This is a genomic window from Pseudomonas sp. FP215, from assembly GCF_030687795.1.
Taxonomy (GTDB): Bacteria; Pseudomonadota; Gammaproteobacteria; order Pseudomonadales; family Pseudomonadaceae; genus Aquipseudomonas; species Aquipseudomonas salmasensis.
Window position 1 is genome coordinate 5,762,700 of sequence record NZ_CP117447.1, and the last position, 16,959, is coordinate 5,779,658.

Annotated in this window: 17 protein-coding genes; 9 read left to right on the plus strand and 8 right to left on the minus strand. The window is 59.2% G+C overall.

Annotated features, from left to right (window positions below):
* Positions 1–45: 45 nt before the first annotated feature.
* Positions 46–1,272 (plus strand): TIGR03862 family flavoprotein, encoded by a 1,227-nt coding sequence (locus PSH76_RS26100; RefSeq protein ID WP_305493139.1) that lies wholly within the window; start codon positions 46–48, stop codon positions 1,270–1,272.
* Positions 1,273–1,393: 121 nt separating this feature from the next.
* On the opposite strand, the gene PSH76_RS26105 is transcribed toward PSH76_RS26100, so the two are convergent.
* Entirely contained in the window at positions 1,394–2,728 is a 1,335-nt protein-coding gene (locus tag PSH76_RS26105; protein WP_019818046.1) for a DEAD/DEAH box helicase, read from the minus strand.
* 48 nt (positions 2,729–2,776) lie between these two features.
* Positions 2,777–3,673, minus strand: coding sequence for a drug/metabolite exporter YedA (gene yedA / locus PSH76_RS26110; RefSeq protein ID WP_003194388.1), 897 nt, complete (start codon positions 3,671–3,673; stop codon positions 2,777–2,779).
* Positions 3,674–3,833: 160 nt separating this feature from the next.
* On the opposite strand from yedA, the gene PSH76_RS26115 reads away from it, so the two are divergent.
* Positions 3,834–4,295, plus strand: a complete 462-nt coding sequence (locus tag PSH76_RS26115; RefSeq protein WP_014720049.1) for an Lrp/AsnC family transcriptional regulator — start codon at positions 3,834–3,836, stop codon at positions 4,293–4,295.
* A gap of 179 nt (positions 4,296–4,474) precedes the next feature.
* Here the strand turns inward: PSH76_RS26115 and PSH76_RS26120 are convergent, their stop codons facing one another.
* Positions 4,475–4,741, minus strand: coding sequence for an acyl carrier protein (locus PSH76_RS26120; RefSeq protein ID WP_305493140.1), 267 nt, complete (start codon positions 4,739–4,741; stop codon positions 4,475–4,477).
* The gene (locus PSH76_RS26125) at positions 4,731–5,297 is read right to left on the minus strand and encodes a hypothetical protein (RefSeq protein ID WP_032873225.1); all 567 of its coding nucleotides are present in this window, start codon (positions 5,295–5,297) and stop codon (positions 4,731–4,733) included. The genes PSH76_RS26120 and PSH76_RS26125 overlap by 11 nt, the downstream gene beginning before the upstream one ends.
* Positions 5,298–5,772: 475 nt before the next feature.
* On the opposite strand from PSH76_RS26125, the gene PSH76_RS26130 reads away from it, so the two are divergent.
* Entirely contained in the window at positions 5,773–6,084 is a 312-nt protein-coding gene (locus PSH76_RS26130; RefSeq protein ID WP_014720050.1) for a DUF3077 domain-containing protein, read from the plus strand.
* Between the two features lie 199 nt (positions 6,085–6,283).
* Here PSH76_RS26130 and PSH76_RS26135 read toward each other — a convergent pair whose 3' ends face one another.
* The 3 genes from PSH76_RS26135 to PSH76_RS26145 all read right to left on the minus strand — a co-directional run bounded on the left by PSH76_RS26135 (position 6,284) and on the right by PSH76_RS26145 (position 8,230).
* Positions 6,284–6,895, minus strand: coding sequence for a PolC-type DNA polymerase III (locus PSH76_RS26135; RefSeq protein ID WP_054896175.1), 612 nt, complete (start codon positions 6,893–6,895; stop codon positions 6,284–6,286).
* Between the two features lie 25 nt (positions 6,896–6,920).
* Positions 6,921–7,397 (minus strand): NYN domain-containing protein, encoded by a 477-nt coding sequence (locus PSH76_RS26140; RefSeq protein WP_003194396.1) that lies wholly within the window; start codon positions 7,395–7,397, stop codon positions 6,921–6,923.
* Positions 7,398–7,516: 119 nt separating this feature from the next.
* Positions 7,517–8,230 (minus strand): DUF2076 domain-containing protein, encoded by a 714-nt coding sequence (locus tag PSH76_RS26145; RefSeq protein WP_098950293.1) that lies wholly within the window; start codon positions 8,228–8,230, stop codon positions 7,517–7,519.
* Positions 8,231–8,410: 180 nt separating this feature from the next.
* Between PSH76_RS26145 and PSH76_RS26150 the strand changes: the two genes are divergently transcribed.
* Positions 8,411–9,070 carry a YciC family protein gene (locus tag PSH76_RS26150; RefSeq protein WP_032897759.1) on the plus strand — a complete coding sequence of 220 codons (660 nt, stop codon included), beginning with the start codon at positions 8,411–8,413 and terminating at the stop codon, positions 9,068–9,070.
* Positions 9,071–9,111: 41 nt separating this feature from the next.
* Positions 9,112–10,200: an endonuclease/exonuclease/phosphatase family protein gene (locus PSH76_RS26155; RefSeq protein ID WP_305493141.1), complete on the plus strand. Its 1,089-nt coding sequence runs from the start codon at positions 9,112–9,114 to the stop codon at positions 10,198–10,200.
* 3 nt (positions 10,201–10,203) lie between these two features.
* On the opposite strand, the gene PSH76_RS26160 is transcribed toward PSH76_RS26155, so the two are convergent.
* The gene (locus PSH76_RS26160; RefSeq protein WP_032895192.1) at positions 10,204–10,959 is read right to left on the minus strand and encodes a hydroxypyruvate isomerase family protein; all 756 of its coding nucleotides are present in this window, start codon (positions 10,957–10,959) and stop codon (positions 10,204–10,206) included.
* 190 nt (positions 10,960–11,149) lie between these two features.
* Here PSH76_RS26160 and PSH76_RS26165 point away from each other — a divergent pair, with 190 nt between their 5' ends.
* From PSH76_RS26165 to PSH76_RS26180, 4 genes are all read left to right on the plus strand, one after another.
* The gene (locus PSH76_RS26165) at positions 11,150–12,052 is read left to right on the plus strand and encodes a GntR family transcriptional regulator (RefSeq protein ID WP_032895190.1); all 903 of its coding nucleotides are present in this window, start codon (positions 11,150–11,152) and stop codon (positions 12,050–12,052) included.
* Positions 12,053–12,438: 386 nt separating this feature from the next.
* Positions 12,439–14,895, plus strand: a complete 2,457-nt coding sequence (locus PSH76_RS26170) for a membrane-bound PQQ-dependent dehydrogenase, glucose/quinate/shikimate family (protein WP_370874617.1) — start codon at positions 12,439–12,441, stop codon at positions 14,893–14,895.
* A 296-nt stretch (positions 14,896–15,191) separates the two neighbouring features.
* Complete coding sequence (locus PSH76_RS26175; protein WP_005791677.1) at positions 15,192–15,929, plus strand: TSUP family transporter; 738 nt, start codon at positions 15,192–15,194, stop codon at positions 15,927–15,929.
* A 31-nt stretch (positions 15,930–15,960) separates the two neighbouring features.
* Positions 15,961–16,917, plus strand: a complete 957-nt coding sequence (locus PSH76_RS26180; protein WP_305493143.1) for a TauD/TfdA family dioxygenase — start codon at positions 15,961–15,963, stop codon at positions 16,915–16,917.
* Positions 16,918–16,959: the final 42 nt, after the last annotated feature.

The following is a 16,959-nucleotide window of genomic DNA, read 5'->3' on the forward strand; positions in this document are numbered from 1 at the left end:
GTCGGGTAGAATGCTCGGCCTATTCATACCACCGTAGCCCTGCCCATGCCTCAGACTTCTGCCCACCACGTCTCCATTATCGGCGGCGGCCCCGCCGGGCTGATGGCCGCCGAAGTCTTGAGCCAGGCGGGCGTGCGCGTGGACCTGTACGACGGCATGCCATCGGTGGGGCGCAAGTTCCTGCTGGCCGGCGTGGGCGGCATGAATATCACCCACTCCGAAGCCTACCCGGCATTCCTGTCACGCTACGCCGAACGCGCGCCGCACATGGCGCCGCTACTGCGCAGCTTTGGCGCCGAGGCGTTGTGCGAATGGATTCATGGCCTGGGCATTCAAACCTTCGTCGGCACCTCTGGCCGCGTATTTCCTACCGATATGAAAGCCGCGCCACTGTTGCGCGCCTGGCTCAAGCGCCTGCGGGAGCAAGGTGTGGTTATCCACACCCGGCATCGTTGGACCGGCTGGAATGCCGAGGGCGATTTACTTATCCACAGCCCGGACGGCGAAAAAGTTGTCCACAGCGACGCCGTGCTACTGGCCCTGGGCGGCGGCAGCTGGTCGCGCCTGGGCTCCGACGGTGCGTGGCTTAACCTGTTTGAAGGCAAAGGCCTGCCCTATGTGCGGCTGCAACCGAGCAACTGCGGGTTTGAAGTGTCGGCGTGGAGCGAGTTGATGGTCAGCAAATTCGCGGGCGCGCCGTTGAAAAACGTCGCCATTGGCCTGGGGGATGACAAGCCTCGGCTGGGCGAATGCGTGATCACCGCCACGGGTATTGAGGGCAGCTTGATCTACGCACTGTCAGCGCCGATTCGCGAAGCGATCAACCGCGACGGTGCGGCCACGGTGCATATCGACTTGCTGCCCAGCAAACCGCTGGACAAGGTGCAGGCCGCATTGGCCAAGCCTCGCGGCTCGCGGTCGATGAGCAAGCATTTGCACAGTCAGCTGGGGTTGGATGGCGTGAAAGCGGCGTTGTTGCGCGAGCTGACGCCCGCTGAACACTTCACCGATCCGGCGCAATTGGCGGTGGATATCAAGGCGTTGCCGCTGACATTGGTGAAGACGCGGCCGATGGATGAGGCGATCAGCACCGCCGGTGGTGTGCCGTTTGAAGCGCTGGATGAGCGGTTGATGCTCAAGCCATTGCCAGGGGTGTTTTGTGCGGGGGAAATGCTCGATTGGGAAGCGCCGACCGGTGGGTATTTGCTGACCGGCTGTTTTGCCAGTGGCCGGGCGGCTGGGCTGGGGATGTTGGAGTGGCTTAACCGCTGAGCGCTGCGGTGGACTCAAGGCCGCCATCGCAGGCAAGCCAGCTCCCACCTTTGACTGTGTTCACCATTCAAAAGGTGGGAGCTGGCTTGCCTGCGATGAGGCCATCAGCCACAGCGCAAAATCACTTCTTCTTACGCGGCCCAGTGTTAAACACCGGCACCTTGCGCACCGGCTTGATCGAAGGCTCAGCCGGGGCCACTTCCCCACTGTCCACCCATTTGCCCAGGTTGCGCTTGCCGCCACCGCCAGACGCCTTAGGCTTCTTCGGCTTTTTCGGTTTCTTCACCACCTGCCCGCTGGCATCGGTGTCTGGCACGCGGTGCTCGGGCTCGAAGTCCGGTTCCATTTTGCGCGTGAGGGTCTGGCGGGTCAGCATCTCGATGGCCGAGAGCATGTTCACCTCATCGGCACACACCAGGGAAATCGCCTCACCGGTGTTGCCCGCACGCCCGGTACGGCCGATGCGGTGGATGTAGTCTTCGGCCACGATGGGCAGGTCAAAGTTGACCACCAGCGGCAGGTCTTCGATATCCAGGCCACGGGCCGCTACATCAGTAGCCACCAGGATCTGCACGTCGCTGGCCTTGAAGCGGTCCAGTGCGCGTTGGCGGGTGGCTTGGGGTTTGTCGCCATGGATGCCGTCGGCGTTGATCCCCAGGCCCTGCAACTTGTCCACCAAGGCGTCTACGCCGTTGCGGGTCTTGGCGAACACCAGCACTTGCTTCCAACGGCCCTTGCGCATCAGGTGCACAAACAGTTCCGGCTTGCGCTTCTTGTCCACCGGCACCACCCACTGCTTGACAGTGTTGGCGGCGACGTTGCGCGGGCTGACTTCGATGCTCAGCGGGTCGTTGAGCATCTGCCCGGCGAGCAGGCGGATGTCATCGGAGAAGGTCGCGGAGAACAGCAGGGTCTGGCGCTTTTTCGGCAACATGCGGTAGATGTTCGCCAGTTCTTCGGAGAAGCCCAGGTCGAGCATACGGTCGGCTTCGTCCAGCACCAGGGTTTGCAGCTGGTTGAGCTTCAGCGCGTTCTGGCGGAACAGGTCGATCAGGCGGCCAGGGGTGGCGACCAGAATATCCACACCCTTGCGCAGCTTCATCATCTGCGGGTTGATGCTCACGCCGCCGTACACCGCGTAAGTGGTCAGCGGCAGGTGTTGGGCGTACTCGGCAACGCTGGCGTGTACTTGCTCGGCCAGTTCGCGAGTGGGGCACAGGATCAGCGCACGCGCCGAGTTGGCGGCGACTTTCGGCCCTTCCATGGTCAGCAGTTGCAGCAGCGGCAAGGCGAAACCTGCGGTCTTGCCGGTGCCGGTCTGGGCTGCGGCCATCAGGTCGCGACCGGCCAGCACGGCCGGAATGGCTTGGGCCTGCACCGGCGTCGGGGTCTGGTAGCCAAGCGTCTCAAGGGCGCGCAGCAAGGGTTCGATCAGGCCAAGGGTGGCGAAAGTCATGTAGTTACCGTAGGAAAAATTCAGCGCAAGGGCGTAATGCGCGGCAGTTTACCTTATTTCCGGTTTGGGCTTGCGCCATTGGGGCAGGCTGATCAGCAACACCGCGCTGATGATCACCAGCATTGCCAGGGCTTCTTCCAGGCCGATGCTCTCACCCACGAACACAATCCCCAGTAACACAGCCACTGCAGGGTTCACATAGGCGTAGCTGGTCGCCGCCGCCGGGCGTACGTGCTTGAGCAGGTACATATAGGCGTTGAAGGCAATGATCGAGCCGAACACCGTGAGGTACGCCAGGGCCAGCCAGCCTTCCAGCGGCGGCATGGCCTGCAGGTGCTCGCCAGACAACGCGCTGACGATCAGCAGCGCGACGCCGGCCACGAGCATTTCCGCGGCGCTGGCCATGGCGCCTTGGGGCAGCGGCAAGTGGCGGCTCCACACCGAGCCGAAGGCCCAGGACGCCGCCGCCATCAACAGCAACACCGCGCCCAGGGGACTCGACTGCAAGGTACTGCCCATGTTGAGCATGGCAATGCCGATGATCCCCAGCAGCACCCCGGCCCATTCCAACCGCGTATTACGCGCGCCCCAGAAAAACCCACACAGCAAGGTAAACAGCGGCACCGTCGCCACCGCCAGCGCGGCCACGCCGGACGACACGCCCATATGTTCGGCCACACTCACGCCACCATTGCCCACGGTGAGCAGCAAAATGCCGATCATCCCGGCCGCCTTCCACTGCGGCCAGGTCGGCGCCGGCACCCCGCGCCACCGGAGGAAGCCGTACATTAACGCGCCTGCCGTGCAAAACCGAATGCCCGCCAGCAACAGCGGCGGCCAGTACTCCACGCCAATGCGGATCACCAGATAGGTGGAACCCCAGATCACATACAACGCAAAAAAGGCGGCGATCAACGGTAAGGGAAAGCGACGTGGGCCAGGCATTGGGCGGCTCTATGGCAGGAAATGGGAGACTTATTCTAGAAACGAAGGTGGATAAACTTAAGTTACAAAACCTGTTTAAAACGCCAATACACTTCTCAAACCATGGTTATCAAGGCTATAAACCGTGCTTTCGAAAGCGATGCGCAACCGGAGCCTTATCATGGACAAATACGACCGCATGCTCCTCAGCGCCCTGCTTGAAGATGGCCGCGCTTCCTACGCGCAACTGGCACGCACCGTAAACCTCTCCGCCCCCGCCGTGGCCGAACGCGTGGCCAAGCTTGAGGCCAGCGGCGTGATCACCGGCTACCAGGCCAAGGTGGATTTATCCAAGGTGGGCTTGCCGATTCAATGCGTGATCGAGTTGCGGCTGACCAATCATGGCAGCCAAAAGGTGTACGACGCCCTGGCGGAAATACCCGAACTGACCGAATGCCACCGCGTCACAGGCGACCCGTGCGTGATCATGCAAGCGGCGGTGGGCTCGATGCCCGAGCTGGAAAACCTGATTAACCGGGTGGCGAAGTTCGGCTTCAGCAAGACCTCGATTATTTTGTCCAGCGCCATAGAGCGGCGGGTGCCGTTGGGGCAGTTGGAAGCCAATGGGAAAAATGCTGGCTGACCTGCCCAAGCGACGCGGTCAACTGTGGGAGCTGGCTTGCCTGCGATGGCGCCAGTGGCCTCACCGGTTGCCCGCCGCCCCCCCTGTAGGAGCGAGCTTGCTCGCGAAAAACCCGAGGGCGCCGCGTGCATTCAGGACGCCAGCGTCACCGTTGGCGTTCTTCGCGAGCAAGCTCGCTCCTACAAAGGGCTCGATCTGCGCTGGACGATCAGATCGACTATCTGCTCGATGGTCGTGATGTGATCCCAATCCTCCTGCGTCGCTTGCAGCTTGAACTGCCATTTGATCTGCATGACAAAGCAGGTCAGGTCGTCATCAATGATGTCGAAGTCATGGATGAAATCGGTTTGCTCCGACACCTCGCTTCGGTCGATAAAGCCGATGATATCGACGAATAGCTGGATCACTTTTTCGCTGATGTCGGCTCTGGTCAGGCTACCTTCCATTTCTCGCCTCATAGGCACACTTACCAATACTGACTAGGTCAAAGACTGCAAGCCCGGCAGCAACGAAGGGTATGCCTCGCCCGATGATGCCAAATACCCGAACCGTGCCAAACGTTGCCTTTGCCATTCTGGCCATGGTGGGTTGCCTGATCAATGTACGAGGGAAAAAGCGCATGCCGATCAGGCTAGCCAGGTTCGTGGTTTTGCTGGAGCCGACGTGAACCCAAGCACCCACCGCAATTTTGCTTATCGGTATGCCCGCCGCGCCAGTGATCACGGTGGCTGCCGTGAGGCCGTAGTGTTGCTGTGTACATTTCCAGAGTTCATCAAACGTCGTATCCGGCACAGCGGGGTCAGCGTGAATCGGCTTGAGTAACTGGTAATGAGGGCCATGACTCCAACCTGGCGAACTCGGCAACACCATGACTGCCGGGCAGCTTGTCATCGTGTTGCCCACATGAAACGCCATGCTTGAACTGGAGCCCAGATCAATGCCATTTGATTCAAGTTCCAACTTGCTTCGCATAATCGCTGTATGAAGATCGCTTTCCTGCATGACTGTAATCCCTGTGCATGAGTGACAGACGGGATGGTAGGTCGCAGTAAGACGCGATAGAGGAGTAAAGAGGAAAACCAGAAAGGTCCTAGGTCATAGCCGGATTTGGCCTACCGACCATTCAGCGCTCAGGTGAAAGAGACCTCAAAACCTCCGTGTTTCAGTGGCCAGCAAGACCGATCCCTTTCATTTGCGGGACGTTTCCGAGAGAATCCCACGGCCTTGTTTCCGTCGGATTCGGTAGCTAGTCTCGCTCTGTCATCGAATGTTCGGTGACCGGACGTGCAAGTCCGATGGCAAGCAAGATCATAAATAAACCTACAGCCAATATGCCTGTTATGGCGGCTGTGCGTGGGAGGCCTTCGGGCCTGCTGGGTTTGGATCCTTGCCCCGGTCTTGCACACCTACGCACAGTTGCCACCCTAATTCGCGTGCAAGCGAACGGTGTCGACTTCTTCCAGCAAGGAGTTTCACCATGGTCAAAAAAGTCACCCCCGATCCACCCCAGCCCAAAACCGACTTCCTCAGCGAAGACGCCCTGCTCCACCGTCGTGCCATCGACTACTACCTCAAGGCATCCGCCCCGGATGCGCCGATCTTTATCCTGAATGACAACCTGAGCTTCGAAGACGCCCTGGCCCATGCGGCGGAGTTGTTGCACTGCGCGGTGGAGACAGCGAATGCGTCGGGTGAGGTGATGAAGGCGCCGCAGCGGGCGGTGATGCATTTGGTGGAGATGGCGAAGGGGGTGGTGGACCAGGCGCTGGAGTGCGCACAACCTCGATAGTCGACGCATAACCCCCTGTGGGAGCGGGCTTGCCCGCGAAGGCGGTGTGTCAGTCAACTTATTTAGCGACTTGCTGATCGTTCCCACGCTCTGCGTGGGAATGCCGCCCTGGACGCTCTGCGTCCGCTCTTAAAGTCGTGACGCGGAGCGTCACCAGATGCATGCCCACGCGGAGCGTGGGGACGATCAGCGCCAGGCCTTAGAACCCGCGATGTTTCTTCAGGTGCTCATTGATCTTCGCGGCAGGCACTTTCTGCAACGTGCACAACAGGTCATGGGACAGCTCGCGCAAGCCATGAGTCTGGCGCAGTTCCTGGGCCAGGTGCGCCGTGAGGTTGGCGGCCATTTCCGCGTCCGCCAGCGCCCGGTGAGCCTGGCCGGTGTGGGGCAGTTTGGCGTAGGCGTTGAGGGTGCCGAGCTTGTGGTTGGGCGCAGCCGGCATGAGGCGGCGGGCCAGCAGCAGGGAGCAGGCGAACTTTTGCAGGCGGGTGCGGCGGATCAGGCCGAGCTCAAAGTCCCAGAACTTCTGGTCGAACGCGGCGTTGTGCGCCATCAGTGGCGTGGTGCCGACGAACTCATTGACCTCGTTCATCACCCGCTCAGCCGGTGGCGCGCTGCGCAGCATGGCGTTGCTGATGCCGGTGAGCTGTTCGATAAACGCCGGTACACGCACGCCGGCGTTCATCAGGCTCTGGTAGCGGTCCACGATTTGCCCGCGTTCGAGGATGACCACGCCAATCTCCGTGGCCCGGCAGTGGCTGCTGGGGGTGATGCCGGTGGTTTCAAAGTCGATGACCGCTATGCGTTCCAAACCTGTTCCTACTCCGTTCAACGATCTATTTGAGCAACAACGCGCCTTCGATCGGCACGTAGTGGCTGGCGGCGCGTATCAATGAGTTGGCCGTCAGCCCCGGCACGCCGTAGGCCACGGCCCGCACGCCATGCTTGTGGATAATGCGCTCGAGCAGCATGTCGAAATCACCGTCACCGGAGGCCAGCACGACCTCGTCGACATGGTCGGCGGCGTCCATGATGTCCAGGGTGATGCCCACGTCCCAGTCGCCCTTGGCCGAGCCATCGCTGCGCTGGATGTACGGCTTGAGTTTTACCGTAAAGCCCAGGTTGCGCAGGATCTGCTGGAACTGCTGCTGCTTGCTGTCGCCACGGTCGATGGCATAGGCGTACGCCTCGACAATCTGCCCGCGCGCGCTGATGTCAGCCCACAGAGCGGCGTAGTTGAAGTGGCAACCATAGGCCTGGCGCACGGTGTAGTAGAGGTTTTGCACATCGGCGAACACTGCAATTTTTTTCACCGCACTTCCTCATGGACAGCCAGGCGCCAGCGCCCGGAAAGGGCGCCAGTATGCCAGCCAAGGGAGCGTTTCCGGGAAAAAATCAGACCGGAGCGCCGTGGCGTTCCGGTCTGCGTGGGTCAGACGAAAGAATCGTCGTCGCCAAAGGATGAGGAATCGTCCGAATAATCGCTGTCGGTGTTATCACTGCCCCAGCGGTCATTACCGGCGAACTGCTGGTCGTCGTTGCCCCAGTTGCCTTGATCGCTGGCCGGTGCCGGTTGTTCGATGATCTCTTCCACCACCTGGGGCTGCGAGTTGTGATGGAACAGGCTGCTGATCCCTTCGGCCAGCAACACACCACCGGCCACGCCGGCGGCGGTCTTCATGGCGCCACCGAGGAAACCACTGCCGGCTGGTGCGGCGACCGGTGCTTGCGGCGGCTGGTAGTTCTGCTGCGGCGCAGGCTGGCCAAAAGCGGGCCGCGCCGGTTCACGCCAGCCCCCACCTGAGTTACTCGGCGCAGGCTGTGGCTCCCGGGAGCCGCCGCCAAAGATGCTCGACAGGAACCCACCACCGCTGGCCGGCGCAGGTTGCGTGGCCTTGGCCCGTTGCAACTCGTCCTGCAATTGCTGGATCTGCTGGGCCTGTTGCTTGTTCTGCGCGTCAAGGCTTTGCAGCGCATGTTCCTGCACCAGAATCGACTGGGTCATGTAGTAGCCGACGGCGGGTTGGCGAGCCATATGCTCCTTGATCCGCGCTTCGGCCTGTGCGTCGCGGGGGGCTGAGTCCGTTTCGGCTTGCTGCAACCGTGAAAACAGTCCATCGATCAGGGTTTGCTCTTCGCTGTTCATGGCGACCTCGTAGATTGCCGATAAAAATTCTCGTCCCGCCTGTGATCAGGCCAGGTGCTTTTCAGTTATGGGGATGTTACGAGTTGTTTCAATGGTCTTTACTCAAGGTTTACGTTTGCGCCCCTTTGAGCCTGATCGGTTAAAGTGTCGCCCTCTGCTTCCAGGCCTGTGATGACCCTGATGAATCCGTTAGACGTTTTGCGCGACTCCTTCCGTTTTACCCAGCGCAACCTGGGCGCCATCGTCCAGCTGTGCCTGCCCTTGGTGATCCTCGAAGCCTTGCTGCAACAGGTGCTGGACCACACGCTGGGCCCGGATGCGTTTCGCGGCTACAGCGTGGTCGTGGGTTTATTGGTGTACCCGCTGTACACCGGCGCCCTGATCCTGTTTCTCGACGCCCGCACCCGAGGCGAGTCGCCGCGCACCAAGGATGTGTGGGCCATGGCCTTGAGCCTGTGGCCGCGTTTCGCCCTGCTGACGGCCATGAGCACCTTGCTGATTCTGCTGGGGCTGTCGCTGTATTTCCTGCCGGGCCTGTGGCTGATGGTGGTGTTGGCGTTTGCCGAATACCTGCTGGTATTGCGCGGCATGCCGGCGTTGGCGGCGATGAAGGAAAGCCTGCGCCTGACCCGTGGGCATTTCTGGCGCATCCTGGTGTGCCTGCTGTGCGTGATGACGCCGTTGTGGCTGCTCAAGGGCGCCAGCGCGGCGGCGTACCCTGAGCCGGCGCCGTTGCTGGGGCTGCTGATGGACAGCGCCCACAGCTTCCTGCAACTGTTCACCAGCGTGGTGTTGTTCCGTTTATTCATGCTGATCGGTGGCGACGCCGACGTGCGGTGATATGCTCCGTGGCTCTTCTGACACGCACATAAGCCGAGCCGATGACCCGTTTATTGCGCATCACCCTGTTGAGCCTGTTGATCATCGCCGGCCTGCTGGCCGCGCTGATCTACAGCCTGACCTGGCGCCCTGCCGACAAAGAGACCCTGCCTGTCAGCTGCGTGGCACTCCGCGCGCCGACGCTGTTGCCGGGGCAGGCGCTCAAGGTCATGACCTGGAATGTGCAATACCTGGCCGGCAAGAACTACGTGTTCTGGTACGACACCCCGGACGGCAGCGGCCCGGACGATCGCCCCACCGTCGAAGACATGGCGTTCAGCCTCGACGAAGTGGCGCGGGTGATTCGCGACGAACAACCCGACATCCTGCTGTTGCAGGAAGTCGACGAAGGCGCCAAGCCTTCCCACTATCAGGACCAGCTTGCGCTGTTGCAGGAGCGCCTGGTGGATCTGTACCCGTGCAGCACCCAGGCGTTCGACTGGAAAGCCGACTTTGTGCCCAGCCTGCACATCTTCGGTAGCGTGGGGCGCAAGCTCGCTACCCTCAGCCGCTACCAGATCGAACACGCCGAACGCCTGCAACTGCCGGCCGCCGAAACCAACTTCATCAGCCGCCAGTTCCAGCCTAAACCTGCGTTGCTGCTGACTTACCTGCCCTTGAGCGACGGAGGCCAACTGGCAGTGCTCAACACCCGCCTGGACGCCGGTGCGCCTGGGCGCAGTGCCGTGCGGGAGCAAGTCACGAGTACGGTAAAACTGCTGGATAAACTCGAAGGTCGCGGCACACCCTGGTTGATTGGCGGGGATTTCAACCTGCTGCCACTGGGCCAGTTCTTGCGCCTGGACGCGAGCAAGCGTGGCCAGTATTCGCCGGACAGTGAGTTGCATCTGCTGTGGGACAAGTACCCGATGATCCCCAGCAACAGCCAATCCAGTGGCATCGACCGTGAGAAATGGCTGACGCACTTCCCCAACGACCCAGGCCTTGATGGCCCGGATCGCACGCTGGATTACCTGTTCTACAGCTCGCGGATCAAACGTCTGGAAGCCAAGGTGCGCCAGGAAGATACGTTGCGCATTTCCAACCACCTGCTGGTGATCGCCCGCTTCCTGCTGCCTGCCGCGCAATAAGCCCTAGGGTTTCAGGAGCGGCTTAAGCCACTCAAGGCTGGCAACCGTGGTGCCGGATGGGCGGTATTCACAGCCGATCCATCCTCGGTAGCCACGCTGCTCCAGCGCCGCGAACAAGCCAGCAAAGTCCATGGTCCCGGTGCCCGGCTCATGACGCCCCGGGTTGTCGGCGATTTGTACATGGACGGTCCTGTCGTAAAACTGCGCCAGCACCCCGGCTGCATCGCCGGTCAACAGCTGGGCATGGTAAAGGTCCAGAATCATCCCGACACTCGTAAAGGTTTCCAGCACCTGCTGGGCCTTGCTGAAGTCAGACAGGTAATAGCCTGGCATCGCCTGCGGGCTGATCACTTCAATCAACGTTCGCAAACCCTGATCTTCAAGGTACTTGACCGCGTATTCCAGGTTATTGGTGTAGGCAACCGCGCTCTCATCCTGAGGCGTGGTCACGCCCGACATGATGTGCACATCCGAGCAGTTCAGCGCCTTCGCATAGCGGGCAGCCTCGCACAGCCCATCGCGAAATTCCTGCTCCTTGCCCTGCAAGGCAGCGATGCCTTTGGTCACACCCGCCGGCGCCGCGAACTGAATCAACGGCAGGTTGTATTGGGCCAGGTGGTCGGCGAGCAGGCTGGCGTCGAATTCATAGGGGGACGGGAACTCCACCGCCCTGAAACCGGCAGCGGCGGCGGCTTCGATGCGTTGCAGAAAAGGCAATTCGTTGAATTGAAAACCGAGGTGAGCATTGAATTTGAGCATTGGGTACCTATCCATCCTGGGAATAAACAAATCATCAGCCTGGAGCCTCCTTCGCGGCTCCAGCGCCACACTATCGAAAGTGGTCAGTGCGAATACTCATGCTCTTCGTATGGTATTTTCCCACTCCAGTGCGGTGGGGGCATCTGCCCCGACGGGAACGGACTGAAGCTAACCATTCGGAATAGAACCTGTGATCAAGAAAGACCTCGCCCTGCAGTTGGCCCCCCGCGTCATCGACCTGGTTCGCGCCCGTTCGATGAAAGCCGGTGAGCCCTTGCGCGAGCAGACCTTTGCCCAAGCGCTCGGGGTGTCGCGCTCGCCGATTCGGCGGGTTTTTGCCTTGCTCGCCGAATGGGACCTTGCCATTCAAGAGCCCAATCGTGGCTACTTCCTCAAACAAGGTGCCGGGCAGATTCAGGAGGCCGCAGTGCCTTGCGCCAGCGATCCTTTCGAGGACTTTTACCTGCGTGTGGTCGACGACATTCTGGGCGGTGAAATACCTGCGCACTTTTTCGAAGCGCAGTTGTTGCGGCGTTACGAGGTGCCGCGGGGGCAGTTGCTCAAGGTGCTGAACCGGCTGGCCAGCGAAGCGATGGTGGAGCGTAAGCCGGGCCAAGGGTGGGGCCTCAAGGACTTCGTGCATAACACGCAGGCGCACATTCAAAGCTACCGTTTCCGGATGGCCATCGAACCGGCGGCGCTGCTTGAGCCGGGTTATCAGGTCAATCACGCCGCGTTTGCCCAGGCCAGGCAACAGCAACAGGCCCTGATCGACGGCGAGATCCAGACCCTGTCCCGCGCGCAACTGTTCCAGGTGGGCGCCCAGTTTCACGAAATGATCGTGCAGTGTTCCGGCAATGTTTTTTTCATCGACGCCATACGCCACCAGAATCAGCTCAGGCGCTTTATGGGCTACAAGGCCAACATCGATCGCACGCGTCTTAAGGCGCAATGCCAGGAACACATCCATTTGCTCGACCTCATCGAGTCTGATCGGCGTGAAGAAGCCGCACAGTTTCTCTGGCGCCACCTGGATCAAGTCGGTCGACTCAAGACTGATCAACGCGCAACGCCAGAAGACAGCCAAATCTAGAGCACGTCACTGGCAACCCGTCAGTGGCGTAATGCCGTGCAGTTAAGGCTTTTTGTAGGAGCGAGCTTGTTCGCGAAAAAATCACAGGCGCCGCGTTCACACAGAAAACACGCGTTATCGTTGATGTTTTTCGCGAGCAAGCTCGCTCCTACAGAGGGCGCTATAGGCTTAACTGCACGGCATTACGTCAGTGCCGCAGCTTCGCCATCCCCCGCCCGATAAAGGGCCAATCAGCCTAGCACAATTGTTTCTAATCGAAACACAATACAAAAAAATCACCAAACAGTTAATTTTTTCACTACATATTGTATTTCGTTACAACAATAGGCAATCATGCGCGCCGCTCGGACACGGATCCGCATCGAAATCGCACAGGGATGGTTGCCATGAACGAAAGGACGTTGGGTAGCGCAGCGGGAGTCTCAAACCTCCTGTTCGGGGGGTACAACACAGTGGTTGCCCTGCTAGGCGTGATGCTGGCCTATAAGGGCGGCGTGCTGATGGCCGCGGGGGGGTCGCCTTATTACGCGATGATAGGCACCGCGCTGTTGTTATCGGCCATCCTCATGGGCCTGAAAAAGCCCCTCGGCCTCTACCTTTATGGCGCGGCCTCTGTGGCCACCTATGCCTGGGCGGTGTGGGAGTCTGGTTACGATGGCTGGGCCTATATTCCACGCCTGGCGTGGCTGGCGGTTCTCAGCGTGCCGCTCCTGGCGTTCTGGCCCGTGGTACGGCGTGATTTTGCCAACGCCAGAAAAAGTCATTACTTCACCATCATGGGTGTGCTGCCGCTGGTGATGGGGGCTACCATCCTGGTGCCGCTGTTCTTCCCGAAAAGCGTTCACCTTGCCGACTCGGCGCTCGCCACCACACGCCCCACCGCAACGTTCAGCCGCAGCACCGTCGCCTCTCCAGACGGCAATATTGCCGCGTCACACACCGAGACCAACTGGACCGCTTATGCAGGCTCCAACCTGGGCAACCACTATTCAGCCGCGTCGCAAATCACGCCTTCGAATGTGTCGGGCCTGGTCAAAGCCTGGGAATACCACCACGGCGACGTGAAGCAACCCGGTGAGAAAACCAAGTACTTGAACGAAGCCACGCCGATCAAGGTGGGTAACTCGCTCTACACCTGCACCCCCAAGCAAATCATCATTTCCCTGGATGCCACTACCGGGAAGGAGAACTGGCGATTCGACTCCAAAGTCGACCCGGACTACTTCGCCAATGGCGGCGCCTATTGCCGTGGCGTCTCTTATTTCGAAGTCCCCAATGCCAGTGGCTTGTGCGCCTCGCGCATCATTTGGGGCACCAATGATATTCGCCTGGGCGCGGTAGACGCCCTGACCGGCCAGGCGTGCCCCGACTTCGGCAACGCAGGTTTTGCGGATTTGAAAGACGGGCTGGGCACCTTCAGAAAAGGCTCAACCGGCATCACATCTGCCCCTCTGGTCATTCGCGGGGTGGTGATCACCGGGGGCCGCGTGCTCGACTCGGATGTACGCCCTGCCCCCTCGGGCGTGGTACGCGCCTACGATGCAGTGACCGGCAAACAGAAGTGGGCCTGGGATTTGGGCCGGCCAGACACCAACGCCCCCGCTCGTGACAACGAGACCTACACCCTCAGCACCCCCAACTCGTGGGCACCGCTGTCGGCCGACGATGAACTGGGCCTGGTGTATGTCACCACCGGCAACGCAGCGGGCGATTTCTATGGCGGCACCCGCACAGAACAAGAAGACACGTTCAGCTCTTCTTTGGTCGCACTGGACGCCACCACCGGTAAGGTCCGCTGGCACTTCCAGACAGTCCACCATGATCTATGGGACTACGACCTGAGCCCGCAACCCAGCCTGATTGATTTTCCGACGGCTACCGGGCCACGGCCGGCCGTGATTCAGGCGACCAAATCCGGCCAGTTGTTCGTGCTTGACCGCGCCACCGGCGAACCACTGGTAGATGTCGTGCAAGCTCCCGTTCCACAGGGCACCGCCCCGGGCGACTACACCGCAGCCACCCAACCACTGTCCCCCGATATGCCGAGCACCATGGGGCGCCCATCGAAAACACCGGAAGTACTGACCGAAGCCAACGCCTGGGGCCTGACGCCTTTCGATCAGATGCAATGTCGCCTCGAATTTCGCCAGGCACGCTACGAAGGAATCTTCACTCCGCCGGTCGTGGGCCAGCAAAGTCTGATCTTCCCCGGCCATCATGGCGGCTTGAACTGGGGCGGAGTGATGGTAGACCTCAAGCGAGGGCTGCTGATCATCAATAATCAGCGCCTCCCTTATATGCAGGGGCTGGTGCCTCGCGAAGAACTCGATGCCATCAATGCCAAGTCGTTCCAGGAGTCGCCGGGCAATGCTCAGGGTTTTCGCGTCCAGGCCGGTTTGCCTTACGGCGCGATTAAAGATCCGTGGATGTCATCCCTTGACCAGCCTTGCATTGCGCCACCCTGGGGCTTTATCGCCGGTATCGACCTGCGCACTCGCGATGTCGTCTGGAGCCGCCCGTTCGGCACAGGCTATGACAGTGGACCTTGGGGGATCGCCTCCCGGATGCGCTTCGAAATCGGTACACCGAGTGATGCAACGGGCGTGACAACCGCCGGCGGCGTGACGTTCATCGGTGCCGCTATCGACCGGTTCATGCGGGCTTACAACAGCGAAACTGGCGAACTGCTCTGGGAAGAACGCCTTCCGGCAGGCAATCAGGCGTCGCCCTTGACCTACATGAGCCAGGGTCGACAGTACGTCGTGGCGGTGGTTGGCGGTCATGACCGGATCCCAACCAAGTTGGGCGACAGCATCATCGCCTGGGCCTTGCCCGCGCAATAAATCGCGTGCTGTTTGAGAGGCTCGCTATGACCGTATGGATAGACATGTTCTATCCCGTAAGTCATGGCGTAGCTTCTGGTGTGACTAAGTTCTCATTACTTATTGCGGGAAGGTTACAAGTAACGACTATCACGGCTGCCCGTTAATCACGCCTCAACACTCATTTCTACGCAAGATTAAAAGCGCCTGACTCTCAGCGCGCTCGCAGGCGATTGCGCCCGGCTTATTCACCCCGTGAGAAGCCAGCGCATCGATATATACGCTTTACGCTTTATAAAATGGGACAGGAATTAATAATGCTCGAACTTTCTGATGGTTTGTATCTATTGGTGGGCGTCAGTTTTATCACTTCATTCATGACGGCTGCCATTGGTGTGGGCGGCGGGATTGGACTGCTGGCGGTCATGCCTCAATTTATCCCTATCTCTGCGGTCGTACCGGTTCACGGTTTGATTCAAATGGTCAGCAACGCCAGTCGATTCGCGTTTGACTTCAAAAGTGCAAAAGTGGAAATCCTGCCCAAATACGTAATAGGTTGCCTGGTCGGCGCCTTCATCGGCTACTTCTTCATCGGCAAATTCCCCGAGCAATACTTATCACTCATTCTCGGCTTCTTCATTCTGGCCATCACGTGGACCAAGATCGTCGCGCGCCTGGGTTTTATATTTAAAAACTTTGCCCTGGTGGGCTTCTTTCAAACCTTCCTTTCGTTGTTCGTGGCCGTAACCGGTTTGATATCGCAGCCCATCCTGATGAAGATGAATATTAATAAAAACGAAGTCATTGTCACCCACGCCATGCAAATGAGCGTACTGCACGGGCTCAAGGTCGCCGCCTTTGTGATTGCAGGTTTTGCGTTCATGGATTACGCCAACCTGATCATCATCATGATTACCGCCTCCACATTGGGTTCTTACCTGGGCGGCTTTCTCAGAGACCGTATATCGCAGCGTGTCGGCGCAATGCTGTTAAAGGCAGGGGTGACGTTTTTTGGTTTGAAGATGATCTTCGATCATTTTTTCAACGGCCTATAAAAAGTTCTTCCAATAAAACAAGGAGCGTGAAATGAGCACACGTAAGTTTGATTTTTTTGAGACCAAAGAAATCTCGAGCTTTCTGAAAGAGCATGGCTATTGCATCATCAAACCTCGAGACCACTCTCTGGAAGCCTTTAGAGAGGCCGCCGGAAAGTTCGGGCTGATTCAGTTTCATACCAAGTCCGATGAACATGGTGTGGTGGGCGGTGGCGAACCGATCAACAAGGACTGGCAACGGTTCAAGGATGATTATCATGGTGAACTGTCGAGCGATTTTTTCCCGCATACCGATGGATCATTCTTGAATGGCATCGCCTACGTCGAGGGCACTGCGAAAAAAATCACGCCCCCCAAGTTTGTCATTCTTCAGTGCGTTTCAAAGCCTGAATTTGGCGGCGACAACTTCCTGGTGGATGGGCAGAAAATCTACAACGACTTGCTTGCCAATAATACCGAGACGTTAAACATATTGATGACCAGCGGCAGTGTCACCTACTGCCGCGACGATTTGTTGTCCATCGATTGCGCCGTCTTCGAAAAGATCGACGACCAAAAGTTAAGAATTCGCTACCGGTACGACAGCACCGCTTTTATCCCCGAGTGGGCCAACGCTGCGTTCAAATACATCCAGACCCACTATTCCACCAACGAGCACTACATCACCCCTGTCAGCCTTGAACCGGGGGATATTTTGGTGATGGATAACCTGCGGGTCCTCCATGCACGGCATAAATTCATCGATGGCAACCAGCAGAGAAAAGTCAGAAGGCTGTGGATCGCCGATGATACAAGCACCACATTCAAGAACATCCTGGATCAGTCACCGGTGCGCAGGGCCATGCTGCCCTTTCGGAACTACAATATCGCCCAGTCTGAAACAGCCGAACATTCGTTCATCGAGTACACCTGCGGCATCCACGCTCAATCGAGCCAGTCGTTGCTGAACGCGCATAAGCAATTCGATAGCGCACTTGAAGCGCTTTAAGTCCTTCAAGGCAACCTTCTTGCGGTGATTACACCCTTTCAG